The sequence below is a fragment of the Parabacteroides sp. PM6-13 genome (assembly GCF_029892605.1).
In the GTDB taxonomy this organism is placed as follows: Bacteria; Bacteroidota; Bacteroidia; order Bacteroidales; family Tannerellaceae; genus QVMG01.
This window is the reverse complement of the sequence record NZ_JARXWF010000007.1, coordinates 71,579-96,223: the sequence shown is the minus strand read 5'-3', so window position 1 is coordinate 96,223 and position 24,645 is coordinate 71,579. Positions and strand designations below refer to the sequence as shown.

The 24,645-nt window shown below is 46.7% G+C and carries 19 protein-coding genes and 1 pseudogene; 10 read left to right on the top strand and 10 right to left on the bottom strand.

Annotated elements, in window-relative coordinates:
- Positions 1 to 2 precede the first annotated feature (2 nt).
- Positions 3 to 692 carry a response regulator transcription factor gene (locus M2134_RS08335; protein WP_280750895.1) on the top strand — a complete coding sequence of 230 codons (690 nt, stop codon included), beginning with the start codon at positions 3 to 5 and terminating at the stop codon, positions 690 to 692.
- Between the two features lie 311 nt (positions 693 to 1,003).
- Positions 1,004 to 2,590, top strand: coding sequence for an ATP-binding protein (locus M2134_RS08330; RefSeq protein ID WP_280750896.1), 1,587 nt, complete (start codon positions 1,004 to 1,006; stop codon positions 2,588 to 2,590).
- Here M2134_RS08330 and M2134_RS08325 read toward each other — a convergent pair.
- Positions 2,575 to 2,841 carry a TIGR03905 family TSCPD domain-containing protein gene (locus M2134_RS08325; RefSeq protein WP_280750897.1) on the bottom strand — a complete coding sequence of 89 codons (267 nt, stop codon included), beginning with the start codon at positions 2,839 to 2,841 and terminating at the stop codon, positions 2,575 to 2,577. The genes M2134_RS08330 and M2134_RS08325 overlap by 16 nt on opposite strands.
- Positions 2,842 to 2,919: 78 nt before the next feature.
- Between M2134_RS08325 and M2134_RS08320 the strand changes: the two genes are divergently transcribed.
- Genes M2134_RS08320 through ispE form a run of 3 tightly spaced genes read left to right on the top strand, consistent with a single transcriptional unit; the run spans position 2,920 to position 6,469 of the window.
- On the top strand, positions 2,920 to 4,239 hold the full coding sequence (locus M2134_RS08320; protein WP_280750898.1) for a folylpolyglutamate synthase/dihydrofolate synthase family protein: 1,320 nt from the start codon (positions 2,920 to 2,922) through the stop codon (positions 4,237 to 4,239).
- A gap of 11 nt (positions 4,240 to 4,250) precedes the next feature.
- Positions 4,251 to 5,654, top strand: a complete 1,404-nt coding sequence (locus M2134_RS08315; protein WP_280750899.1) for an MFS transporter — start codon at positions 4,251 to 4,253, stop codon at positions 5,652 to 5,654.
- Positions 5,651 to 6,469 carry a 4-(cytidine 5'-diphospho)-2-C-methyl-D-erythritol kinase gene (gene ispE, locus M2134_RS08310; protein ID WP_280750900.1) on the top strand — a complete coding sequence of 273 codons (819 nt, stop codon included), beginning with the start codon at positions 5,651 to 5,653 and terminating at the stop codon, positions 6,467 to 6,469. The genes M2134_RS08315 and ispE overlap by 4 nt, the downstream gene beginning before the upstream one ends.
- Before the next feature lies 1 nt (position 6,470).
- Here the strand turns inward: ispE and M2134_RS08305 are convergent, their stop codons facing one another.
- From M2134_RS08305 to M2134_RS08285, 5 genes are all read right to left on the bottom strand, one after another.
- Complete coding sequence (locus M2134_RS08305; protein WP_280750901.1) at positions 6,471 to 7,769, bottom strand: ATP-binding protein; 1,299 nt, start codon at positions 7,767 to 7,769, stop codon at positions 6,471 to 6,473.
- Complete coding sequence (locus M2134_RS08300) at positions 7,766 to 9,118, bottom strand: sigma-54 dependent transcriptional regulator (RefSeq protein ID WP_280750902.1); 1,353 nt, start codon at positions 9,116 to 9,118, stop codon at positions 7,766 to 7,768. The genes M2134_RS08305 and M2134_RS08300 overlap by 4 nt, the downstream gene beginning before the upstream one ends.
- A 148-nt stretch (positions 9,119 to 9,266) precedes the next feature.
- Positions 9,267 to 10,535 (bottom strand): FtsX-like permease family protein, encoded by a 1,269-nt coding sequence (locus tag M2134_RS08295; RefSeq protein WP_280750903.1) that lies wholly within the window; start codon positions 10,533 to 10,535, stop codon positions 9,267 to 9,269.
- A complete protein-coding gene (locus tag M2134_RS08290) occupies positions 10,532 to 11,791 on the bottom strand; it encodes an ABC transporter permease (protein WP_280750904.1) in 1,260 nt (419 codons plus the stop codon). Before M2134_RS08290 ends, M2134_RS08295 begins: the two co-directional genes overlap by 4 nt.
- 68 nt (positions 11,792 to 11,859) lie before the next feature.
- A complete protein-coding gene (locus tag M2134_RS08285) occupies positions 11,860 to 12,528 on the bottom strand; it encodes an ABC transporter ATP-binding protein (RefSeq protein WP_280750905.1) in 669 nt (222 codons plus the stop codon).
- 295 nt (positions 12,529 to 12,823) lie between these two features.
- Here M2134_RS08285 and mdh point away from each other — a divergent pair, with 295 nt between their 5' ends.
- Positions 12,824 to 13,765 carry a malate dehydrogenase gene (mdh, locus tag M2134_RS08280; RefSeq protein ID WP_280750906.1) on the top strand — a complete coding sequence of 314 codons (942 nt, stop codon included), beginning with the start codon at positions 12,824 to 12,826 and terminating at the stop codon, positions 13,763 to 13,765.
- Positions 13,766 to 13,914: 149 nt separating this feature from the next.
- Here the strand turns inward: mdh and M2134_RS08275 are convergent, their stop codons facing one another.
- The 3 genes and pseudogenes from M2134_RS08275 to M2134_RS08265 form a co-directional block, all read right to left on the bottom strand.
- Positions 13,915 to 15,492: a serine hydrolase gene (locus M2134_RS08275; protein ID WP_280750907.1), complete on the bottom strand. Its 1,578-nt coding sequence runs from the start codon at positions 15,490 to 15,492 to the stop codon at positions 13,915 to 13,917.
- A gap of 29 nt (positions 15,493 to 15,521) precedes the next feature.
- The gene (locus tag M2134_RS08270) at positions 15,522 to 15,935 is read right to left on the bottom strand and encodes a PaaI family thioesterase (protein WP_280750908.1); all 414 of its coding nucleotides are present in this window, start codon (positions 15,933 to 15,935) and stop codon (positions 15,522 to 15,524) included.
- A gap of 1 nt (position 15,936) precedes the next feature.
- Positions 15,937 to 17,022, bottom strand: a pseudogene (locus M2134_RS08265) (FN3 domain-containing metallophosphoesterase family protein); the annotation flags it as partial.
- 280 nt (positions 17,023 to 17,302) lie between these two features.
- On the opposite strand from M2134_RS08265, the gene M2134_RS08260 reads away from it, so the two are divergent.
- The 4 genes from M2134_RS08260 (at position 17,303) to M2134_RS08245 (ending at position 23,609) form a co-directional block, all read left to right on the top strand.
- Positions 17,303 to 17,665 carry a BlaI/MecI/CopY family transcriptional regulator gene (locus M2134_RS08260; RefSeq protein WP_280750909.1) on the top strand — a complete coding sequence of 121 codons (363 nt, stop codon included), beginning with the start codon at positions 17,303 to 17,305 and terminating at the stop codon, positions 17,663 to 17,665.
- A 4-nt stretch (positions 17,666 to 17,669) separates the two neighbouring features.
- Positions 17,670 to 19,436 (top strand): M56 family metallopeptidase, encoded by a 1,767-nt coding sequence (locus tag M2134_RS08255; RefSeq protein ID WP_280750910.1) that lies wholly within the window; start codon positions 17,670 to 17,672, stop codon positions 19,434 to 19,436.
- Positions 19,423 to 20,679 carry a DUF4934 domain-containing protein gene (locus M2134_RS08250; protein WP_280750911.1) on the top strand — a complete coding sequence of 419 codons (1,257 nt, stop codon included), beginning with the start codon at positions 19,423 to 19,425 and terminating at the stop codon, positions 20,677 to 20,679. The genes M2134_RS08255 and M2134_RS08250 overlap by 14 nt, the downstream gene beginning before the upstream one ends.
- Before the next feature lie 224 nt (positions 20,680 to 20,903).
- A complete protein-coding gene (locus M2134_RS08245) occupies positions 20,904 to 23,609 on the top strand; it encodes a hybrid sensor histidine kinase/response regulator (protein WP_280750912.1) in 2,706 nt (901 codons plus the stop codon).
- 89 nt (positions 23,610 to 23,698) lie between these two features.
- Here M2134_RS08245 and dapA read toward each other — a convergent pair whose 3' ends face one another.
- Entirely contained in the window at positions 23,699 to 24,592 is an 894-nt protein-coding gene (gene dapA / locus M2134_RS08240; protein ID WP_280750913.1) for a 4-hydroxy-tetrahydrodipicolinate synthase, read from the bottom strand.
- Between the last annotated feature and the right edge of the window lie 53 nt (positions 24,593 to 24,645).

Below are 24,645 nucleotides of genomic sequence, written 5' to 3'. Positions count from 1 at the left end.
GGATGGGAAAGATCAATGTATTATTGGTAGAAGACGAGGCAACACTGGCGATGATCATTAAAGACACGCTGGATGGGCCGGAGTTCGATATTCAAATTGCGGAAGATGGCCACGAAGGATTGCGCCTGTTCAGGGAAAAGACACCCGATATCATCGTAACCGACGTGATGATGCCCACCATGGATGGCTTTTCCATGGTCAAAGAGATACGCAAAACCAATCGGTCCATACCCATTCTGTTTCTCTCTGCCCGATCGGCAGCCGCTGATGTGGTGGAAGGCTTCGAGACCGGCGGCAACGACTACCTGAAAAAGCCGTTCGGCATGGCAGAACTTATTATCCGTATCAAGGCATTGCTCCACAAGGTGGAATACCGCAAACCGGAAAGTAACCTGTTTGAAATCGGCGGATACACCTTCGACTCGCTCACCCAGACGCTTTCGTTCCAGGGAGAAAAGGAGGCGTTAAGCAACCGGGAATCAGAAATACTCAAAAGGCTTTGTGAAAACCGCGATCAGGTAATGCCGATGAAGGATATACTGCTCGACCTATGGGGCGACGACTCCTTTTTTAACATACGCAGCCTGCATGTATTCATCACCAAATTGCGCCACAAACTATCCCGCGATCCTTCGATCCGGATTCTGAATGTACGAGGCATCGGATATAAGCTGATTGTCGTGCAAGGGTAATGATGCGCTTTTGAACTACACGCTCGACATTGCATGAGCTATGGCGTCGAAGACGCCGCACGTTGATAAACCCCATGTGAAGCATAGCGGAGCATGGGGTTTATCAACGTCATGCGTCTTCGACGCAAACAGTAGCACTTTAATTTTGTCATGTATTTAGGGCTGATATATGGCAAAAAAGAGTATATTTGTAACAACTACTAACCAAACCTTTAATTTCTATGTCCGAAAACCAACCTTTTTTACCCTCCGACACCCAAACGGTTAATAAAACATCCTTTAGGAAAACCCTTCAGGAAGTACTTCGCATTATGCAACGTAGCGATCCTTACAAAGCGATCGACAAAGGCTTTGCAAAGCTATTGACATTCTTCGAAGCCGACAGAATCTATATCGGCTACTTCAATGAGACTGATAGCTCCATCTCGTTTATCCATGATATATCCAACGATGGATCCGAGGGCATTTCTTCCTTCTTAAGCAACCAGCTCTCGGATGCCAACCTGATCTATGAAAAAGATTTCCCCTGGTGGATCAGTAAAATCAAACGAGGGGAAGATACGATCATTGACGATGTGATGCAAATGCCCCCGGAAGCCTCTTTTGCCCAAGAATTGATGATAAAGAATGGGGTGAAGTCTATTCTATGCACCAGTATTCACTGCGAACATACGATTTGTGGATTCTTAGGCATAGAACATACGCGTAAGAGGCATACCTGGCTTGAAGCAGAGATCGACAACCTGCATCTGTTCTCAGATCTTTTCTCCCTGATGATTCAAAACGAACAAAAAGAGGAGATGAAAACCAATTTCACCAAATTGAGCATGGTGATCAATACCTGCAATTCGTATATCTGGGAATATGACTTCCCAAACGATGAGGTCACCATTGACTATAGCCTGCTCGACTATGAACATAGTGTCGTTCTGCGTTCTTCTGAGAGTCAACGCAACCACAATAAAAGAAGACGTTTAGAACAGATCCACAAAGAAGACTGGAAGAAAATACAAAAACAAATTGCCCGCCTTCTGCGCAATGAAATAGACTCTTTTACAGAAACGTACCGGCAATACCTCAACCAGGAATTGCGATGGGTAACGACCTATTTCCACACCTATGCCTATGATGCGGAAAACACCCCCTGTAAAATGATTTGCTTAACCACCGACATTACCCAACAACGGGAGAATGAACTGGAACTTATAAAAATAAGAGAGGCAAATAAAATCAAGACGGCTTTCATTGCCAACATGAGCCATGAGCTGCGTACCCCATTGAATGCGATTGTCGGCTTTTCCTCTATCCTGGCGGAAAACAATAAAACGGAAGAAAATCAATATTTCATTGATCTGATTCTGAAAAACAATTACATCCTGTTGAATATTATAGACAACATCCTCCACTTCACAAAAGCAGAGTCATGTGATTTACAATACAATAAGAAAATAGTCGATCTAAAAAAAGTATGCCAGGAGGCTGTCAGCATCAACTACAACAACAGGAATCCCCATGTCGAACTTGTCTTCGACCAGCACCTCCCCTCCTGCCCCGTATGGATCGACTACGAACGGACTGTTCAGGTGATATTCCACCTGTTGGACAATGCCAACAAATACACCAACCAGGGAACGATCTCCTTAAGTTATCAGAGGCACAACGATTGCGAAGTCAGGGTGGAGGTTAGAGACACAGGCATAGGTCTTTCCCAGGAAGAGAGCGAAAAAGTATTTCAGCAGTATTATAAAGTCGACAATTTCAAGACCGGATTGGGCTTAGGCCTGCCTATCGCGAAAAAGATCATCGAAGATTTGGGAGGGAGAATTGGCGTTGATTCGGCGAAAGGCGTAGGGTCAACCTTTTGGTTCACCCTGCCGCTGGCTCAATGTTCCGATTGATATGTTTTCAATGCCTGAGCGATCTGATCCGGGCAAGAGGTTGTTTTATTGCCGCAATGAATACCCTCCAGACGCGCAATAGCCTCATCGACCGACATGCCTTTTATCAATGCGGAAAGGCCTTGTGCGTTTCCGTCACAGCCCCGCTCGACCAGCAAATCCGTAATTCGGTTTTCTTCGATATCGATCAGGATTTTCTTCGAGCAGACTCCGCCTTGCGGAACATAAATGATTTGTTGTTTATCTTTCATTATTACACACTATTCTTTATAGAAATACAAAGGTAAAGAATAATTTGACTATTTTTGCCCATGCCAAATTTTAAGGAAATGACATACGAAGAAACGCTGCATTACCTCTATACAAGCACACCGGTTTATCAACATAGTGGTGCTTCGGCTTACAAACCGGGGTTAGATACCTCCATCGCTTTAGATGCTCTTTTAGATCATCCGCATACAGCCTATCGATGTATCCACATCGGAGGAACCAACGGAAAAGGTTCCGTATCGAACATATTGGCCGCCATCCTTCAACAGGCAGGCTATAAGGTGGGACTCTACACCTCGCCGCACCTGGTAGACTTCCGGGAGCGTATCCGGGTAAACGGAGAGATGATTACGAAGAACTACGTGGTCGACTTTGTCGCAAAATACAAAAAGAAGTTCGAACCCCTCCACCCCTCCTTCTTTGAACTCACATCTACCATGGCTTTTGCCTATTTCCGCGATCAAAAGGTGGATTTTGCACTTATTGAGGTCGGTCTGGGCGGACGTTTAGACAGTACGAACATCATCACGCCTATACTCAGCATCATCACGAATGTAAGCAAAGACCATACCCAATTCCTGGGAGAGACCTTGGGTGAGATCGCTTTTGAAAAGGCTGGCATCATCAAACAGGGTGTGCCGGTAGTGATCGGCGAGCCGGGAGATGAGATCACGGAAAAGGTATTCCGGAAAAAGGCAGAAGAGATGCAGGCTCCGCTATATATACCGGACGACGAAATAATCCTGGAAGAAGAATCTATGCCGACTGATTTCGGAGAATTCTTTTTAACATCAAGGGATTGGGGAGATATGTTTTGCGAACTGGGAGGTATGGCACAAATCAAGAATGCACGGACCTTGCTCACTGCCCTCGGGGTGCTTATCGAACAAGGCATACATATCCCGAAAGAGGCCGTGAAAGACGGATTCGAGAACGTCACGAAAATCACCGGGCTGCAAGGCCGATGGCAGAACATTGCATCAGAGCCCTATACCATCCTGGACACAGGACATAACGTAGGTGCCTGGCAATACATCACCCGCCAACTCGAGGAGGAGATGGAAGACCGCCTTTGCCTCTTTATAATTATAGGGTTATCGAACGACAAAGACATAGAAGAGATCGTTAAGGCGATGCCTAAGAAGGCACACTACTTATTCACCCAAGCCTCTATCGACCGTGCCCTGCCGGCAGAGACGTTGGCGCAATACGCTGAGAAAGCCGGATTAAAAGGGGATATTTGCCGTTCGGTGACAGAGGCCATATTGGTTGCCACGGCAATGGCCTCCGATAAAGACATGATCTTTATAGGAGGAAGCAATTTTGTCGTTGCCGATGCACTCTCTTTTTATGATGAAGCGAATTTTTCATTAAACTAAATACTAATATCATGACTGAACAGGTTAAATTAAAACTTAATGACTCTTTTATTATCCGATGGGCAGCGCTTATCCTGATTGCCCTGGTGATGTTCTTTGCGTATATGTTTGTGGATGTGCTTTCGCCATTACAGACGATGTTAGAAAAAGCGCCACTCAACTGGACGGCTGACACCTACGGCACCTTTGCCGGTTCGGAGTATTTCCTGAATGTATTTGTATTCTTCCTCATCTTTGCCGGGATCATTCTCGACAAAATGGGCGTACGCTTTACAGGGATTCTCTCTGCTGCAGTAATGGTGATCGGGGCGGCTATCAAACTATATGCTATCAGCCCGGTTTTTGCAGAAAGCAACAATGCGCTATATAACTTCCTGGATTCTTTCTGGGTATCATTCCCGGCAACGGCTAAACTGGCATCGGTAGGCTTTATGATCTTTGGTTGCGGGGTGGAAATGGCAGGTATTACCGTTTCTAAAGCGATTGTCAAATGGTTTACGGGCAAAGAGCTTGCATTGGCTATGGGTCTGGAGATGGCGATTGCTCGCCTGGGTGTATTTGCCGTGTTCCGTCTTTCTCCGATGTTAGCAGAATCAGGAACAATCACCACTCCGGTGGCTGTATGTTGCCTGTTGCTCTGCATTGGATTAATCAACTTTATCCTCTATTTCTTTATGGACCGGAAGCTCGACCAACAGATCGAGATGGAGGAACAAGAGCCGGAAGAGCCCTTTAAAATCAGTGATATTGGTAAGCTGTTCACCAGCAAAACCTTCCTGATCGTAGCATTCTTGTGTGTGCTCTACTACTCGGCAATCTTCCCTTTCCAGAAGTTCGCCACCAGTATGCTGGAAAACCGCCTGGATATATCTGCGGCTGACGCGGCAGGTATCTTCTCCTGGTTCCCTATCGGAGCGATGATATTGACACCGATCCTTGGTTGGTATCTCGACCATAAAGGAAAAGGGGCTTCTATGTTAATGATAGGGGCTATCCTGATGATGGTTTGTCACCTGATATTTGCTCTCTTCCCATTAAGCGGAGACACGAAAATAGTAGCTTATCTGGCTATTATTGTATTGGGCGTTTCTTTCTCCTTAGTGCCGGCAGCCTTGTGGCCTTCTGTTCCGAAGCTGGTTGAAAACCGCTACTTAGGTTCTGCCTATTCGGTTATTTTCTGGATTCAGAACATTGGTTTGATGCTCTTCCCGATTATTATCGGCAAAGCGCTTACCTACTCAAACCCGGGAGTTGCCGAAGCTATTCAGGCAGGCCAGGAGGCATCCTATGACTATACCTTGCCGATGTTGATCTTCGCCAGCTTAGGCGTATTGGCATTTATCTTAGGCTTCTGGCTGAAGATAGAAGACAAGAAGAAAGGCTACGGACTGGAACTTCCGAATATCAAAAAATGATCTGTTTCCCTAATGCAAAAATAAACTTAGGCCTCTATGTTGTGGAAAAACGTCCTGACGGTTACCACAACATAGAGACCGTTTTTTATCCGATCCCGGTAAAAGACGCATTGGAGATCGTTCCCTCTACGACAGGGGATGACCAATTTATGCAAACCGGTATTCCGATCGGGGGCGATCCTGCCAATAACCTGATTATGCGTGCCCTGGCATTGCTTCGTTCAAAACAAACCATTCCACCGTTAGAAATCCATCTTTCAAAACAGATTCCTTTTGGTGCCGGACTGGGGGGAGGCTCCTCCGACGCGGCATTTATGTTGAAGTTGCTCAACGACTTCGGCTCACTGGGGCTATCGTACGATGAAATGGAGGAAATGGCTGCGAAGATCGGTGCCGATTGCCCCTTCTTTATTCAAAACAGACCGGTCTTTGCTACGGGAATAGGCAATATCTTTACCCCGGTCTCTTTATCGTTGAAAGGCTATTACCTCGCTTTGGTCAAACCGCCTATTGCCGTATCTACACCCGAAGCCTACGCGGGGATAACACCCCAAAAGCCGGCAAGAGCGTTGACGGAGCTCATCACGCTCCCGATAGAGGCATGGAAAGATTGCATAACCAATGATTTTGAAACGAACGTCTTCCGCCAATACCCGGCAATTGCATCGATCAAGCAGCAGCTCTATGAACAGGGAGCTCTCTATGCCTCCATGTCCGGATCAGGCTCTTCGGTCTTCGGTATCTTTCGGGAACCCTCCTCCATACGCCACCTCTTCCCCGACTATTATGTATGGGAAGGTGTTCTACCTCTATAAACTAAAAAAGTATTTCAAAGCGCGTCCAACCGTCGTGGGAGTTCAGGCTGAAACGGCAACCATGATTCACCAATACATCGCGCACAAACATCAGGCCGATACCCTGGCCGGTTGATTTGGTAGTAAAGAAAGGGGTAAAGAGTTTTTGTTTGGCCTCTTCATCGATGCCGGCTCCGTTGTCTTCAATCACAACCGATACAGGAGAGGCGCTGGTTGTAATGCGTAGTTCTCCCTCCTGCCCGATCGCTTCGTAGGCATTTTTGGTGATATTAAGCAACACCTGTTCGAACTGAATTCCGTCGATCCGCACCCGGGGTTCGCTTGGGTCTAACGAAAGTGAGAGCCGGATGTCGCGCTTCTGACATTCGAGACGGATCACCCCCTCTATGGCTCGCACCTGTTCGTTCAGGGAGATCGGCACGAAGGAGGGCTCGGGAATGCGCACGACATTCGCCAGGTTACTGATAAAGCCGGTCAGATTGCGGCAACGGTTATAAGAAGCATCCACTGCCGACACAACATCTTCCATCTCCGGATCTTTCTCCTGCCGGAAGATATCGGAAACCACATGGAGTGTGGAACTGATAGCTCCGATGGAGTTGTTTACCTCGTGCGACATCATGCGGATAATACGCTCATAGGATTCTTTCTCCATCTGCAATAGCTCGTTGGTCAATTCTTCCACTAAAATAAAAGGATGATTGAACCCTTGATCCACAAAGGAAGAATAAACACAACGGTAAAGACTGGCGCCTTCCCCACGCACGATCATATCGTCCTGCAACTTCAAAGCCGACAGCGCCGGAGCCAATGTGAAGGTGGCTTCCGACAGCTTTTTGCCTTTCACCTCTTCCAGATCCGACAAGCCCAATAGCTTTAAGCCGGCCGGGTTGATGTCGGTTATCTGTTTGTCGAAATTCAGTATAATAATCCCTTGCGGAGAGGCTTTGATCAATAAGTCGAGGAATTGGTTCTTTTCACGAACCACCAGGCGTTCGTTGCGCAAATGGGTAATCATCCGGTTGAACAGATCAATCAGTTGATTGGCATCTTTGTTGCCGACCGGGCGCAAATGGGTGGAGAAATCCTGTTCTTTCAACAATTCCATGCCACTCAACAGAAGCTGATAGGGTCTGATCAGTTTTTTATACAGGAAGAGGGAAAACAAGACCGAAGCCAACGCAATGCATTGCATCACCCAGAAAGGGAACGATTCATGGCGGAAGAAGAGAAAACCGATAGCCATGAACACCGCTGTAACAAATACAACAATGGCAATGAACGTCCACTTTGTTCTCATTCCGGAATCTGCATATTATATTTCTCCAACCGGCGGTAGAGCGTTTGCCGGCTGATTCCTAAAGCAGTGGCAATTTTAGAGATATTGCTTCCATAGAGTTCGATGGCCCGTGCGATCATCTTCTTTTCCACTCTTTCGAGCGACTGCACGCTATTCTCTTCCACCTCTTTATTGACAGGAAGCTCCACATATTGCGCTTTGAAATCCTGGGCGGTGATAAGCGGTCTGCCGGAGATAAGTATCGTCCGCTCGACCAGGTTCTTCAATTCACGTATATTACCCGGATAGGGCAGCTTTTTCAGGAATTCAATGGCGTCCGGAGCAATCTCGATCCGCTCCAGGCCGTTGTGACTGGCCTGCTGTCGGGCAAAATGATCCACCAATAAAGGGATATCATCCAGCCGTTCGCGCAGAGCCGGCACCCGGACGGTGATCAGGTTGATGCGGTAAAACAAATCTTCCCGGAAGCTTCCCTGCGACACCATTTCCGCCAGGTTTCGGTTTGTCGCACTGATGATGCGCACATCCACCTGTCGGGGCATACTTTCGCCTAAGGGTTCAAAGGTCTGATCCTGCAGTACGCGCAATAGTTTTACTTGCGAAACCATATCCAATTCCCCGATTTCATCGAGAAAAATCGTGCCTTTGTCTGCCATCTCGAAGCGCCCCGTACGGTCGTGATAGGCATCGGTGAAAGCACCTTTCTTATGCCCGAACATTTCACTTTCAAACAGGGATTGGGATATGCCACCCAGATTCACTTTCACAAATGGCTTCTCTTTGCGTTGGCTGTTCTCGTGGATCGCTTCGGCAATCAATTCCTTTCCGGTTCCGCTCTCCCCGGTTATCAGGACGGAGGCATTGGTATGCGCAATGCGCGACACGGTCTGTAATACCTGTTTCAATAAAGGAGAACGACCGACAATCTTCGGATGATGAAAAAGTGTTTCGCCGGAAAGTTCGTTTTCTTTCTTCTCCTCACGACTCAGATCGATGGCCGTACGGATAGTATTCAATAGAGCCAGGTTGTTCCAGGGTTTGGTCACAAAGTCGAAAGCACCGGCCCGCATTCCCTTTACAGCCAGGTCGATCGAGCCCCAGGCAGTGATCAGGATCACCGGCGTATCAGGGCAAAACACACGCACACGCGCCAGCAACTCCAGCCCCTCTTCTCCGGTGGTTGTCTTGGAGTAATTCATATCCATCAGGATCAATTCAGGGCAGGTATGCCGCACAAAGTCAATCACCCCCTGCGGAGTAGTCTCTGTCGCCACTTCATACCCTGCCCGCTTTAATACCAGCGTAAGCGAAGTCAAAACCGTTTTATCGTCGTCGCAAATTAGAAGCATAGACCAAAGTTAATTATGAATTATGAATTATGAATTATGAGACTGAGAAAATAATTGCTTTTTGCCTTCGGCAAGCGATTTTTGATTTATAATTGCTTTACGCTTCGCTAAGCGATCATAACTCATAATTCATAATTCATAATTTTTTTCACTCTTCCCTCAGCGCCTCTGCCGGTGGAACGGACACGGCCTGCCGGGCAGGATACCAGACAGCAAACAGGGAAACAACCGCCAGGAAGAGATAGGTAACAAAATAATTGATGAAATCCTGTTCGATACCGGCGCCTATATAATCACGCCGCGATTCAGGCAATCCGATCGCTTCCAGGAAATCAGTCTGCGCGATATTCAGGCAGATATTCACCGCCACGAAACTGGCGATAAACAATAATATCAGGGTTTCGCCAAACAACATACGTTTTACATTCTTTTTAGAGGCTCCCATAGAGATACGCGTACCGATCTCGCTACGGCGCGATTGCACCCGGTACCAGAACGTGCCGATAAGTCCCAGGAAGATATTGATCACTAAGAAAGAAGTGATCGCGTAGATACTGTTTAGATTACCAGTAATTCCGTTGTTTTTGAGCACCTCCTTTTTGCGTTCCTGCAAAGAGGTAACCGAAGTCAGGAAATAAGGCCCCAGATTGAGCTGACCGCGCATCTCTTTAGTGAAGCGTGCGGCAAAATCTTTATCGGCATGGGGCGAGACACGTATTACGATCTCACTCTCCAGGTTCACCTCATTATGATCAAGCGAAGAATAAATACAAGGTTCATAGTATGAATAGGGATCCTCCTTCGTTGGGTTCACCACACCGATTATCGGATATTCAGTCTTTTCATCTTCATAATAGAACGATTTCACCTTCGAAAGTTCCACTGTTTTACCCTTTTCATCGAAGTAGTCAAAACAGCCATTGCGGTTTCCTGATACAATCACATTTCGAGTTTCCGCCTTGTCCTCCCAATTAAAAATACGTCCTCTCTCCGGTTTTATCTTAAATACTTCGAAGAATTCCGATGAAACTTGACGTGTCCGAGCACCTACCCAGATTGAATCGGGAAGAGAGAGCATGGAACTCCGGGAGAGAGAGCCCAAGTAAGGCGCGGCCGCATTGGAGAAAGCGACACTTTCCACCCCGGGATATTGCTTGACTCGATTGACAAAGGTCTGCATCAACGCGTAATTATCCATTTTTTTGCCCTCCGGCGCTTCATTTTGTATTTTCCGTGACATCTGTATCTGATAGGTATGGTCGATATCGAAGCCTACTGGCTCGCTGTTGCTTCTGACGATATAACTCAGGTAATCGCAGCAAAACCAAAGAATACAGAAAACAACAATAAACTCCACTAAGATCCACCCGTTGGCTTTACGCTCGTTCCAGATTATTTTACATATATGACGTATCATAATTTATCATTTTGAGTAAGTGAATTGACTATATTCATACGCGAAGCCCGGTAGGCTGGTATTCCCGCCGAAAGAAGATTTAATAAAATACATACCACGACCACCGATAGTAAAACAGGCCAGGAGATCAGCGCATTGAATGGGATAAAGCTATCCTCCGGCACGCCGAGCAACCAGTGTTTCATCCGATAGATAACTCCATAGGACAACAACAGTCCGATCACTCCGCCTAATAGGGAGGTAATCAGGTTTTCGAAAAGCACCTGGATAAGAATCACATGCCGCTTCGCCCCGAAGGCTTTCCGTACCCCGATCTCTTCCGTTCGTTTCCGCATGCGGGAAAGGCTCAAACCGGAAAGGTTGATAGCCGGAACCAATAGAAGAATCAGAAAGATAAACAACGATTTCCGTCGTGCTACCCGGATGATCTCTATCGCATCTTCATTATCGGAGGCTTGCTCCGACAGCCGGTAATCGGCATGTTTTGCCGGACCCCGGAAGGTCAATACCTTGTTTTCATGCTGAGCGTCATATCTTTTTTCCGCTTCTCGTATCTCCCGATCCAACGCCGGCAAGTCTTCGTTGTTTTTCAATGTATACACAATTGAGCCTACTCCCCATTGTTTATAATCAGCTATACTGCTGTAAGGAATCCAGAGATCGGAATTGGCCATATCATATATTTTGGATACATCCTCCACAATCGCGACAACATGGTAGGGTACGGAATTCAAAAGCACCTCTTGCCCGAGCGCTTTCTCTCCCTTAAACACCTCACGCGCGGTACTTTCCGACAAAATCACCTGCTTTACGCCTGATTGCACCTCCCCTACGCCCCAGGGTTTTCCTTCGATAAACCGGAAAGAGTAGATTTTCCAATAGTCCGCTCCAGTAGTGCGCACACCTAAATTCAGTGTCTCCGAATGTCCCTCCCGGCTTACCGACACACTACTCCAACTCGTAACGGTTGTGTATTCAGGCGCCTGAAGGTCGGTCAGGTAATTCTTGTAGTGATCATAGCCGATTCCCCCGGCACTCCAGCTTCTTTTGACCGTATCACGCTCGACCGCTCTTGTTACATAATAGGTTCGGTATCTGTTGGGTTCCGCCCCCAGACTGATGGTTTTTATATTATCCGAAACAATAATCGCCATGATCATCATAATTGCCAAGGCTGTACCTATGACGGCAATGGCACTGATGAACTTGTTTTGTTTCAGCATCTCTATGGCTTGTTTGTAATAAATCCGTAACATAATTGATAATTGTTAATTGATAATTGATATTTTTTCATTCTCCATTTTCCATTGTCAATTATCAATTACTATTCCACTCTGCGTCCATCAAAAAACCGCACAATGCGTTCGGTGGATTCGGCAATATGTTCGTCGTGGGTCACCATCACGATGGTGGTTCCCTCTTCGTTCAACTTAAACAATAGTTCCATGATCTCTCCCCCCATCCGGCTATCCAGGTTTCCGGTCGGCTCATCGGCCAGAATAATCTTCGGGTTGCCGATAATGGCACGGGCAATGGCCACACGCTGGCTCTGTCCGCCCGATAGTTGAGAGGGGAAATGACGCATACGGTGCGAGAGTCCGACCTTTTCCAATACAGCTTTCGCCTTTTCGCGCCGCTCTTTATCGGAAGATTTCCGGTAGAGAAGGGGCAGTTCCACATTATCTAATACATTCAATGAATTGATCAGATGAAAACTCTGGAAGACAAAGCCCAATGTTTCGTTGCGAAATTCCGCCATTTCACCGTCCTTCATACCGGTGGTGTCCGTGCCGTTGATCCATACACGCCCTTCGGCCGGCACATCCAATAATCCCATCAGGTTGAGCAATGTACTCTTTCCACACCCCGAAGGACCCATCACAGAGAGAAACTCCCTCTCTTTCACCTCCAGGTTGACATTCTCCAAAGCGACCGTTTCGACCTCTTTGGTACGGTATATTTTCGAAATACCTTCTAATTGTATAATTCCCATATCGTTGTTCGATTTTATTGTTTATCCGTTTGCAAGGAACATGCCAAAACAGATAACACATTGACTTAGCGACATATACCCAAAACACACCCTGTCCGAATACGGACAAAACTGTCCAAAAGGCCGGACCAAGCCTATTGGAACATAGGTCACTTGCGAAAAAAGCGAATTTTCAGTGTGTTTCACCCAAAAATATAATATGGAAAAATTTCTTTATTCGTTTATACGTCGTAACTTTGTGTGGTTTTTTAATAATGGATATTGTCTAATGTAAAACAAATAAAACGTATTAATTATGTCTAAAGTAACAGTTGTCGGCGCCGGAAATGTGGGCGCTACTTGCGCGAATGTGCTTGCCTTCAATGAAGTGGCAGATGAAGTGATCATGCTGGATGTAAAAGAGGGTGTTTCCGAAGGGAAAGCCATGGATATGATGCAGACTGCTCAGTTGTTGGGTTTCGACACCACTGTAGTGGGTTGCACCAATGATTACGCGAAAACAGCAGGTTCTGATGTGATCATCATCACATCGGGTATCCCTCGTAAACCGGGTATGACTCGTGAAGAATTGATTGGCGTTAACGCCGGTATCGTGAAGAACGTAGCCGAAAACGCCCTGAAATATTCTCCGGATGCTATCATCGTGGTTATCTCTAACCCGATGGATACGATGACTTACCTGGCACTGAAATCATTAGGCTTGCCTAAGAACCGTATCATCGGTATGGGTGGCGCGTTGGATAGCTCTCGTTTCAAATATTACCTGTCACAGGCATTGGGCTGTAACGCAAACGAAGTAGAAGGAATGGTTATCGGTGGACACGGTGATACAACGATGATCCCGTTGACACGTCTGGCCACCTACAAAGGTATTCCTGTTAGCCAGCTGATGAGCGCAGAGAAATTAGATGAGGTAGCAAAAGCAACTATGGTAGGTGGTGCTACTCTGACTGGTTTGTTAGGTACTTCTGCCTGGTATGCACCGGGTGCTGCCGGAGCGTTGGTAGCCGAATCAATCATCCACAACCAGAAGAAGATGATTCCTTGCTCGGTTGCCTTGGAAGGCGAATATGGCGAAAGCGATATCTGCATCGGTGTACCTGTTATCTTAGGAAAGAATGGTATCGAATCGATCGTAGAGCTCGATCTGAACGCCGAAGAAAAAGATCTTTTCAAGAAAAGCGCGGAAGCGGTTCGCAAAACCAATGCCGTATTGAAAGAGATCAACGTTTTGTAATAAAAACAAACGAGATAATGGAAAAGGGACTGCTCGAAAGAGTAGTCCTTTTTTGTTATCATTTTGTCTCGTTTTTTGAGCATAAAAAAAATTCTCACCCGCGTGAGAAAAAATTCTCATGCGGGTGAGAATAAAAAGACACCTATCGCCTATTTCCCATCTCCTTCCGCTCCCACCAGCACAATGGCGGGTGCATCCGGATATTGGCTATTGGTGCAAGTGACAGTCAGTTGCGATCCCTGGAAGCGGCAGGAGAAGTCCGCATACTGAATGTCGGTCAGGTAATAGAGACGGAGTGCCAATAGATCCTTCTTGGGCCAGGCAGCATATCCCGCTACCGTAAAGGGTGCCATCCCGGCCGGATTGCGGCGCGGGTTGAGGTAGTATGGCCCGGGGCGGTTGGTTTCTCCGGTCAGCCAGTCGTCTTCTCCGAAGGCAAAGGTATGGGTCTCCCCTTTTTCTTCGATCGTAAGGAAGCACTCTGCTTGTTCATTGAAGCGGAATATCATCTTCTCAATCCCGTACTCATTCGGTTCCAAGCGGAAATGTCTCTCTGTATCAATCGGCAAGGACTGCTCTTCCGGCGTGAGCCAGGGACGTTTTACGCGCAGGCTGGACAATAAGGTAGTCTTATCATTCCAAGCATATTCGTCGGTCGGCAGCATCCGGTCGAACATAACGGGACGCAGATGCTCCCAAACTAATTGCATCACCCGGTGTGCCTGATTGGTGCGTGCGGTGAGGGCAATGACAGCATCCTGATCGGGCATGATAAGAATCAATTGTCCATATGCGCCATCTGCCCGGTAGACATTCTCAGGTGAACACATCCAGACCTGGTAGCCATAGCCCTGTGCCCCTTCGTCACCGGCATTCTCCGCAGGTGTGCGATCGGGACGCTGAAAGATATGGGGCGAAGAGACCTCTTCGATCCAGGAAGCAGGCAACAGGCGTTTCCCTTCCCAGACGCCTTTGTTCAGGTAGAACTGTCCCAGTTTTGCCATATCCACCGTTTTGATACGCATCCCGCCCCCACCGACGCTGATGCCTTGTGGGTCGGTCTCCCATTGGATATCGGTGATACCTAATGGATCAAACAGGCGAGGTTTCAGGTATTCGAAGGTAGACTCACCGGTCAGCTTGGTGATAATGGCAGAAAGCATATGGCTGGCCGCTGAGTTATAGAGAAAATGAGTACCCGGTTCATATGCCAGGGGAGCTGCCAGAAACAGACGTGGCCAATTATCCTCCTCCATCGTGAAGGAGGGTGCCCGGTCATGCCCGGTCGACATGCTGAGCAGGTCTTTCACCCGCATCTCTTGCAGGAAAGGAGAAACCTCCTCCGGCAAGTCATCGGGGAAGAAAGAGATCACCTTATCGGTCACCTTCAATCGCTTCTCCTTGACAGCAAAACCAATGGCAGTAGCGGTAAAGGTCTTCGTGGCCGAATGCATGGCGTGATTCATACCCGCCTTATAGGGATCCCACCAACACTCCGTGATAACCTTACCATGGCGCAACATCATAAAGCTATGCAGCTCTATACCTTGGCTTTCGATCTCTTCCAGAAAACGGAGAATACCCTCGGTAGCCACTCCCTGCGTCTCCGGATTACTGCGAGGCAACATATCGCCATAACGCACCACACGCTGGGGCTTAGAACAGGACAGAACTAAGCCGGCAGCGAATAACAAAAACACAAACGAACCGATTCTCTTCTTCACCATATCATTATAATTTGTATTATTCTTTATCTCTAAACCTGTGGGCGAACCACACAGAATGTGCCGGACGCTTTAGCTACCTGCTTGTCGTCACAATAGATCTCGCACTCGCTGAAATGGACATTCCGCCCCGGCTTGATGACATAACCTTTGGCAATCAACTCTTTTCCCCAGGCAGCGCGAAGAAAAGATATTTTCATCTCGGCCGTCAACACATCTTTATCGAGAGGGGTCATCGTGTAGGCGGCAAACCCGGCAATCGTATCGGCCAAGGCAGCAAGCACACCACCATGGCTTACACCGCTGTATTGTTTCTGCTCGTCGGTGAGCGGCATACGTGCCTCGACAACGCCCTCCTCTATTTTGGTAAATTCAATACCCAGGTAATTCACATAAGGGTTTTTGGTAGCCCTCTCCCGTAATCGTTCTTCTGTTTTTGGATCCATCTTACAATTTTATATTATAGATTAATTCTTTCTTTCCATTCCATACGCGCAACGTCATTTCTTTGCCTTTTTTTTGCAATACCATCACCGTGGCCTCTTCCAAGCGGTTTCCTCCGCCGATCACCACCGGGAAATTGTTGCCATCCTCTCCTTTGGCTACATAGGCATGGTGGTGGGTATGCGCGCTGATATTCACATCAAAAGGCGCTTTCTTTAAGAGTCCTTCCCAGAGATCGCGTGAGGGGTGGAACGCTTCACGCGTAGACTGGGTGTAAAGCGGAATATGATTGATCAATACCCGCTTCTTTGCCTTTTTAAACGCCCTGTTTTTCAGTTCTTTCTGCAAGAACCCAACCTGCTCCTGGCGCAATCCCGTGAAATCATTCAATCCATAATAGACCCAGGTGCTGTCGGGCTTGTCTTCGCCACAGTCGAGCATAACAAAACGGGTGTCCCCCCAACTGAAGGCACCATAGGTCTTATCGCCCACATAATCAAACAACTCCCGCAGACCGATGGAGAAGGCATTGCGAATCTCATGGTTGCCTCGCAGATAAAACACCGGATGAGAGGAGGCATTTACCTTTTTGCATTGCATGGCAATATGGTATAATGCCTCTTCCTCTGTGGCGGGATCATCGATGCAATCTCCGTTAAAGAAGACGAAGTCGTAGGGGATCTCTTTCACCAGATCGTAAAGACCGTTTAGTGTGGCTTCCCGCTTATGAATATCATTGAATATCAATGCGGTGAAATCAGTTTCTTTTTCATCCGGCAACCGGAAGGTATAGAAAGGGGAACGGGCGGTTGCGCCAAACTCCTTCTTATAGGCCTGGTAGAGAAGTATTTCCTGTGAGCACACCCGGTAGTAATAGGTTTTTCCGGGTTCCAGACCGTTGATCCGGATTTTGTTGTGCAAGCCGTTGCAAATCACCTGCCCGTCGACCAGCGTGCGTGCCACCGTTAGCTGCTCTTTGTCTGTCCCATATTCCACCCAGCTGTAGGTAGGCACATGTGTTTGCCACATCACTGTGATGCCACCGTCGACCGGATTTTGCAAATAGGGAGGCGCGTAGAATATCGTCTCTTCTATCGACAAAGGGTCATTAACGAGGAGAACCGGCGAGACATCAGGAATGGTTCGGGTTGGCTGCTGCGCCTGCAGTCCAAGAGAAACAAACAATACCATTATTATCCAAGTAAAAAATCGCTTTATCATATCTGCATTCTTTTTGGGGTTGAGATGTGGAACAAAGGTAGGAAAGTATCTGCTTTTTGGAGAAAAAAGAGCCTCTTTTGTTTTATTAACTAAGCAGATTAGTTTACAAACTAAAAGAATTAGTTTATTTGCAGGAAATAAATGCATTATGAAGCGATTGACTGCACGAGAAGAAGAGATTATGGGGTGGTTCTGGGAGAAGGGTGCCCTGTTTGTGAAGGAACTGCTGACCTATTACGAGGAGCCTAAACCTCATTTCAATACGTTATCGACCATTGTCCGGGGATTGGAAGAAAAGGGGTTTCTTTCGCATCGCGCCTATGGCAATACTTATCAGTATTTCGCAGTGATCTCGGAAGAGGACTACAGCAAAGGCACATTAAAGAATGTGATTGCGAAGTATTTCAACAACTCCTACCTCGGGGTAGTCTCTTCTTTGATCAAAGAGGAGGATATCTCGGTGGATGAATTGCGGAAGTTGTTGGATGATGTAGAACGGGGTAATCAATAAGAATATGGGTGAGTTTTTTGTCTACATATTGAAGTCGTCGTTCTGCCTGGCGTTGTTTTACCTTTTCTATAGGCTATTATGCACGCGGGAGACCTTTCATCGTTTCAACCGGATCGGTATCCTGGCTTTATTATTGCTTTCCATTGTGATTCCGCTGGTGGAATTCTCGGTCAAAGAACCGGTGATCGTTCAACAATCTCTTTGGGATCTGGAAACGCTTCTGCTATTGGCCTCTATGACAGGCGCAGAAGAGGCACAGGCAGCTACGCCATTGTGGATTCGCTTTATGTTGTGGGTCTACCTATTGGGCTGTCTAAATAGTGTCCTGTTGTTTTTCTTTTCCTGCTTCAAACTCTCTCGGATCATCCGAAAAGGGCGGGTAAAAAAACTATTAGAGGGGAATATACGCTTGGTGGTTACCTCCGAAGCGGTGGCTCCTTTCAGCTGGATAAAGTGGATTGTGATTTCGGAGAAAGACTTCAAAGAGGGTGGCGAAGAGATTATCACCCATGAATTGGCTCATATCCGGGCGCGCCATTCGTTAGACCTGTTGGTGACGGAGATTTGCATCGTGTTTCACTGGTTTAACCCCGCTATCTGGCTGTTTAAGCAGGAGTTGCAGAATATCCATGAGTATGAAGCCGACGAAAAGGTACTCGAAGAGGGGGTAGATGCCAAAAGATATCAATTACTATTAATTAAAAAAGCTGTTGGTTCACAGCGCTTCACTTCTATGGCCAACAGCTTTAATCACAGATCACTTAAAAAGCGAATCTCTATGATGTTAAAAAGAAAATCAAATCCATGGGCGCGGTTGAAGTATATCTTCGTACTCCCGCTGGCCGCCATAACGGTGGTTGCCTTTGCCCGTCCGGAAATCTCCCATGAACTAGAAAAGATTTCTACGGTCAAAATTAGTGAAATAGTTCCGGTTGCGGAAATATCGAAACCGAAAAAAGTGAAAATACATTTTACGGCAGACGACTCGGTGAAGGTAGATCCCAAATCAAATGAAATTAAGCTGTATGGTCAACCCACTCTTAAGGAGGAGGATATCAAAGAACAGCAGGAACTGATAGAACAGCTGATCAAAGAGCAGCAGCCGGAATTGGAAAAAATGGTGAAGGAGCAACAGGCACTGATGGAAGAGTTGATCAAAGAGCAGCAGCCGGAATTGGAAAAACTGGTGAAAGAGCAACAGACACTGATGGAAGAGTTGATCAAAGAGCAACAGCCGGAAATGGAAAAACTAGTAAAGGAGCAACAGGTGTTGATGGAAGAGCTGATCAAAGAGCAGCAGCCGGAATTAGAAAAACTGGTGAAGGAGCAACAGGTGTTGATGGAGAAGATGGTAAAAGAACAACTTCAAGATACACTGAACGGAACAGTTAAGCTTATTCAACTCGACACTCAACCTCTTCTGATTGTAGATGGCAAGGTGCAAACCGGTGGAATAGACCGGCTGAAAGCGAATAATATTGAGTCGGTTAGTGTTGTGAAAAATAAGTCGGCAGAAGAATTGTATGGTGAAAGAGGGAGAAACGGCGTGATCCTGGTCACGACGAAGAACCGCAATGCAGATCCGTTGCTTGTTATCGATGGGGAGATACGAACATATGGTCTGATAAAAGCTATTAATCCGGAAACCGTTGAGTCGATCTCTATCCTGAAAGATGAAACGGCAGTCAATATATACGGAGAAAAAGCAAGGGATGGTGTGATTATTGTAACAACAAAAGATAAAAAAGATAAAAAAGATGAAGAAAAGTAATGTGTGGTTGACAGTGGCTTGTGTCGGCCTGTTATTATCCTGTAAACCGGCTGTTCAACAAGAGCAGTCAGGAGTCATTCCGGTAGCAGAAGCCATGGCAAAACCGGTAGAATTGAAAGCCTCGGAGTATTTCACCAAAGTGCGTTATCTCCCTTTGGAAACAACGGATGAATGTGTGCTTGGCAATGGGGTAAAAATTGCCATCCTGGACGATAAGATCGTGGTGACGACGGCACAGAAACAATGTATGCTGTTTGATAAAAAGACGGGGCGTTACCTGGCAACCGTAGGGCATCACGGAGAAGACCCTGAGGGATACCGCGCTTCGAATGGCTGGGTAAACCAATTGACCAAGACGATTCTATTGAATAGCTGGCATAACGCCTGGTGTACCTATGATGCTGACGGGCAGTTTACAGGGAAGTTCGTTCTGCCCGAAGGGGTGTCGGGCGGCGGATCGTATGTGCCGTTGGATTCGAAAACGATTGTTGCGCACAATATGGACTTTATGGCCGACGGAATAGAGAGTGTACAGGTCTTCCGGGAGGATAGTCTTCTGCATACCATCGTCTTGCATGAACAGGATAATAAATTTAATATCAGTAATGTGAATTCGATCTCCGTCTTGAAAGGTGACAATAAGCGGGAGATATATGGCCCCGGCGCCGGGGTGATCTTGATCGACTTTAAGGACTCACCGGGCAATGCCCATGTGTATATTACCGGATTGCAACGGATGTGGAAGGTCGACGATGAGATTTTCCTCAAGAGCGAACATGACGATACCATCTACCGATTCAACAACTATGCATTGGAACCTGCTTACCAATTGGATCTGGGCGAGTATCACTGGCCCTATGAAGAGCGTTTTAATATGAGTTACGACCATGCCTTGATGGTCACCAAGATTCTCGATAGCCGGGAATTGATGATTATCCGCTTGGTACATCGTATCTATACGGAGGATAAGCTGAAGGCCTTCACGGCCATGTATAACAAACGAACGGGCGAACTGCGGATCGGACGAACCGAAGAGGGGATTATCGATGACCTGACCGGATGTATGCCGCTTCGCCCGGAGATCGTCTCTCCGGCGGGTGAATATGCCGCGGTTGTGCAGGCCTTTGATGTGGTGAACTGGCTGGAAGAGCATCCGGAGCAAGCAAAAAAATTACCGAAAGAGATGGCGCATTTATTTGAAATAGAGGAGGAAGACAATCCTATTATTGTTATTTTTGAATAAAAAATCATTTTAGATCGAACAATTTGGCAACTTATTGGTTATATCCATTGTGTGAATAGAAATCATCACATACAATGAGAAATGATACACAGAATCGCTTGAACTATTTGGGGATTTGCAATTTTTCCCCTAAATTCGCATTCTGTTAATTCTGTTATTATGTATAGATTAGCATAACAATGACCATTATTACTTTAAGACGATAAAAAATGACAAGTAAGACTATGTTTTTACTACGAAAAAGACTCTTTTATTTAGTATTGTCCATCTTGTTCTGTACGTTCCACTCTATATATGCTACTGAGCCGAAGCCAAACCTGGAAGAAGATTATATTTTAATCTTGAACCCGGATGCCGAGACATGCGCCTGGAGTGAAATGATGATACCCCATACCAAGAAAGTGTTAGAGCAGAGACACCCGGAATACAAGGTGCATGTGCAATATATGTATGGCCTGGGTATGAGTAGCATGGACGATGTGGAGGGTTTCAAACAGCAGTTGTTTAGCGATTACTCCACTCCTCCGAAGTTTCTGCTTCTCTACGAAGCGGATATATTTGGTTTCTTGCGAGAAGACTTGGAAAAACACTGGCCGGATGTGCCGGTATTACTGGTTGCGCGTGAAGAATACGTAGGACCGGCAGAAAATTATCTGTTCCGGAAAAGCATACCGAAAGATGAGCAGCTTCTGTTAACCGATCTGGTGAATGAGAAGAAGAACCTGACGGTGGTCTATAACCCGTTTGATATTCCCGGTACGTTGAAGATCATGAAAAAGATGCAACCTCATGTGAATAAGATTTTCTTTATCACAGATGAGCGTTATATCAGTACCCGCTTGCGTGATGACGTGGCGCGGGAGATCAAAAACCATTACCCGGAATGGGAATTGGAGAACCTGACGCCGGACAAACTGACGACCGACGAACTGATCCAGGGCTTTTTAGGCATACCCAAAGAGAACGGAATCCTTTATTTCACCTGGTTCAATAACGAATTGACCGGCAACCAGGATTTAATTCTCCAGACAAATGCCTATCGTATCTTCAGCTTGTATGTAAACAACCCGATCATTACCGTCAATGACGTAGGCTTGAAAGAGAGCGGTATGCTGGGAGGCAGCTACTCACGCTTCGAGCAGGTGATGGAGACATCGCTGAACGCTATAGACGCCATGATCAAAGGCGATCAGAAACAACGTTTTGTGCAGGTACCGCTGCCTATTCCGACATTCAATTATATGGCGATGCAGAATCACGGCATTGACCTGTCCGATGTACCCGCGAATGCGTATCTCTATCATCGCCCGCTTACCTTCCTCGAAAAGAATAAAGACCTGATTCTGGGCTTAGCCATCATCATATTCCTTAGCATTTTGGCTATTCGCATTACGATTGTATTAAAGACAAGAAAGATGCAGGATAAAGAGATCAAATTGTTGCAGAAATATGGTGACCTGTTTACCAATATGCCGATCGGCTACCGACAGGACAGAGTACTCTTAGACGCGCAAGGCAAGCCGGTTGATTTTGTCGTGGAAGAGTTGAATCCCGGCATTAAGGAATGGTTCCCGGCTATCGATACCTTTATTGGCCGGAAAGGCAGTGAGGTATTCGAGGAAGGCAATGAAGATATGCTTGCCATCTACGGGGATCTTTTATCGAAGAAGAAAGAGAAAGCGGTACAGCCCTTCCATTATAAAGAGGCGGATCGCTATTACAGTATCATCGTTTCACCCGCCAGTGAATATGGATATATGGATCTCTTCTTTGTCGATATGACAGAGTTATTGAAGACCCAGGAGCTGTTGCAAACAGTGAACGACAAACTCTCCCTGGCGTTGGAGATTGCCAATGTGATCCCCTGGAAATGGCATTTGCAGGATAACACCATTGAAAGCGATATCCGTATCATCGTTGGGCAGTCGCACGATGATCTTGGTATAGAAAAACAAGAGATCATCATACCGGCCGAAGAATATCTGCAAAACATCCATGCGGATGATCGTCCCCGTATCGAAGCAGCCTGGGTGGCACTGGTCAAAGAGGGTGCACTGAAGGCCAAGGAGGAATACCGGGTACGCCGCAAGGATCGGGAAGGATATGACTGGGTCGAAGGACAGGCCATTGTGCAAAAGCGCGATGAGAACGGCAACCCGGTTACCATTATGGGCTCCTCTTTGGTGATCACGGAGAGAAAGCAGTTTGAAGAAGAATTGCGTAAAGCGAAAGACAAAGCGGAAGAATCCAACCGGTTAAAAACAGCCTTCCTGGCCAATATGAGCCACGAAATACGGACACCGCTGAATGCAATTGTCGGGTTCTCACACATATTGGCTCATACCGAAGATATAGAAGGTAGACAGGAATATATCAATATCATTGAGACAAACAACGAGTTGTTATTGCAATTGGTGGGAGATATCCTGGATCTGTCGAAACTGGAAGCCGGCACGGTAGAGTATAACTATGTAGATGTCGACCTGAACACCCTGTTGGAAGAGCAACAAAAGATATACCAAGACAAGGTCGGCAAAGAGGTGGAAGTGATCTTTGATGAGCGCGAGCCCTATTGCTTTGTGAATGTAGAAAAGAAACTTATGACACAAGCATTAAGCAATTTATTGGCAAATGCGACTAAGTTTACGGACAAAGGTAGCATCCGCTTTGGCTATAAGATAGAAGAAGGCATGTTGCGGTTCCATGTGACCGATACCGGACGTGGCATCTCGAAAGAACGACTGAATGAGATCTTCCATCGCTTCATCAAATTGGATCACTTTATGCAGGGAGCAGGCTTAGGCCTTTCACTGTGTCAGATGATCGTCAACACCATGGGTGGCAAGGTAGGTGTTGATTCAGAAGAGGGCGTAGGATCGACCTTCTGGTTTACCTTCCCGTATAAGACACCGATGGAAGCGGCCGGATAGGAAACTGAAATACAAATGGGCCCAAAAAGAAGCGGGCTGTTTCACTTTTGAAACAGCCCGCTTCTTTTTATTGGTTCGTAGGGATTAATCTAACATTTGATATTCAGTTGCTGCAATACGTTCCGTATCTTTTCAAACGTATCGATGCGGGTAGGCACCAATGGCAGGCGCAGTTTGTTTTTGATGTATCCCATCATGTGCAGCATACATTTTACGCCGGCGGGGTTGCCATCGACAAATAAGAGGTCGAACAGTTCCGTAAAGCTGTGATGGATGGTACGGGCACTCGCGTAATCGCCCGCTAAAGAGAGGCGCACCATGCGGCTAAACTCCCGCGGGAAAGCGTTTCCGATCACGGAGATAACACCTACTGCCCCTAAGGTGACCAACGGGAAAGTGATGCCATCGTCTCCTGAGATCACATGGAAATTCTCCGGTTTGTTCTTGATGATATCATCCATCTGGGTGATATTGCCGGATGCCTCTTTAACGGCCACCACATTGTCGAACTCGCGAGCCAGGCGCAATGTCGTAGCTGCTGTCATATTTACGCCCGTACGTCCCGGCACATTATAAAGTATAATCGGCAAACGGGTGGCTTTGGCAATAGCGCCATAATGTTGGTAAATACCTTCCTGAGAGGGTTTGTTATAGTAAGGAACCACGGAAAGGATAGCATCGATCCCTTCGAAATCATCGTTTTTCAATGTCTCTACAATGGCGCGTGTACAGTTGCCACCGACTCCTAATACAATGGGGATACGACCACGCACGCGGGTAACGACCAGATTGACAATTTTCTTTTTTTCTTCTTCTGTCAATGTAGGGGTTTCGGCTGTCGTGCCCAATACGACCAGGTAATCGGTGCCGTTCTGTAGTTGATAGTCAACCAGACGACCCAATGCATCATAATCCACACTATCATCTTCTTTGAATGGGGTAATCAACGCGACACCCATCCCTTTTAAGTTTATATCTGCCATAGGGAAAGTCTTCCTTTTGTAGTTTTACTTGGCAAAAATAAGCAATAAAGCTG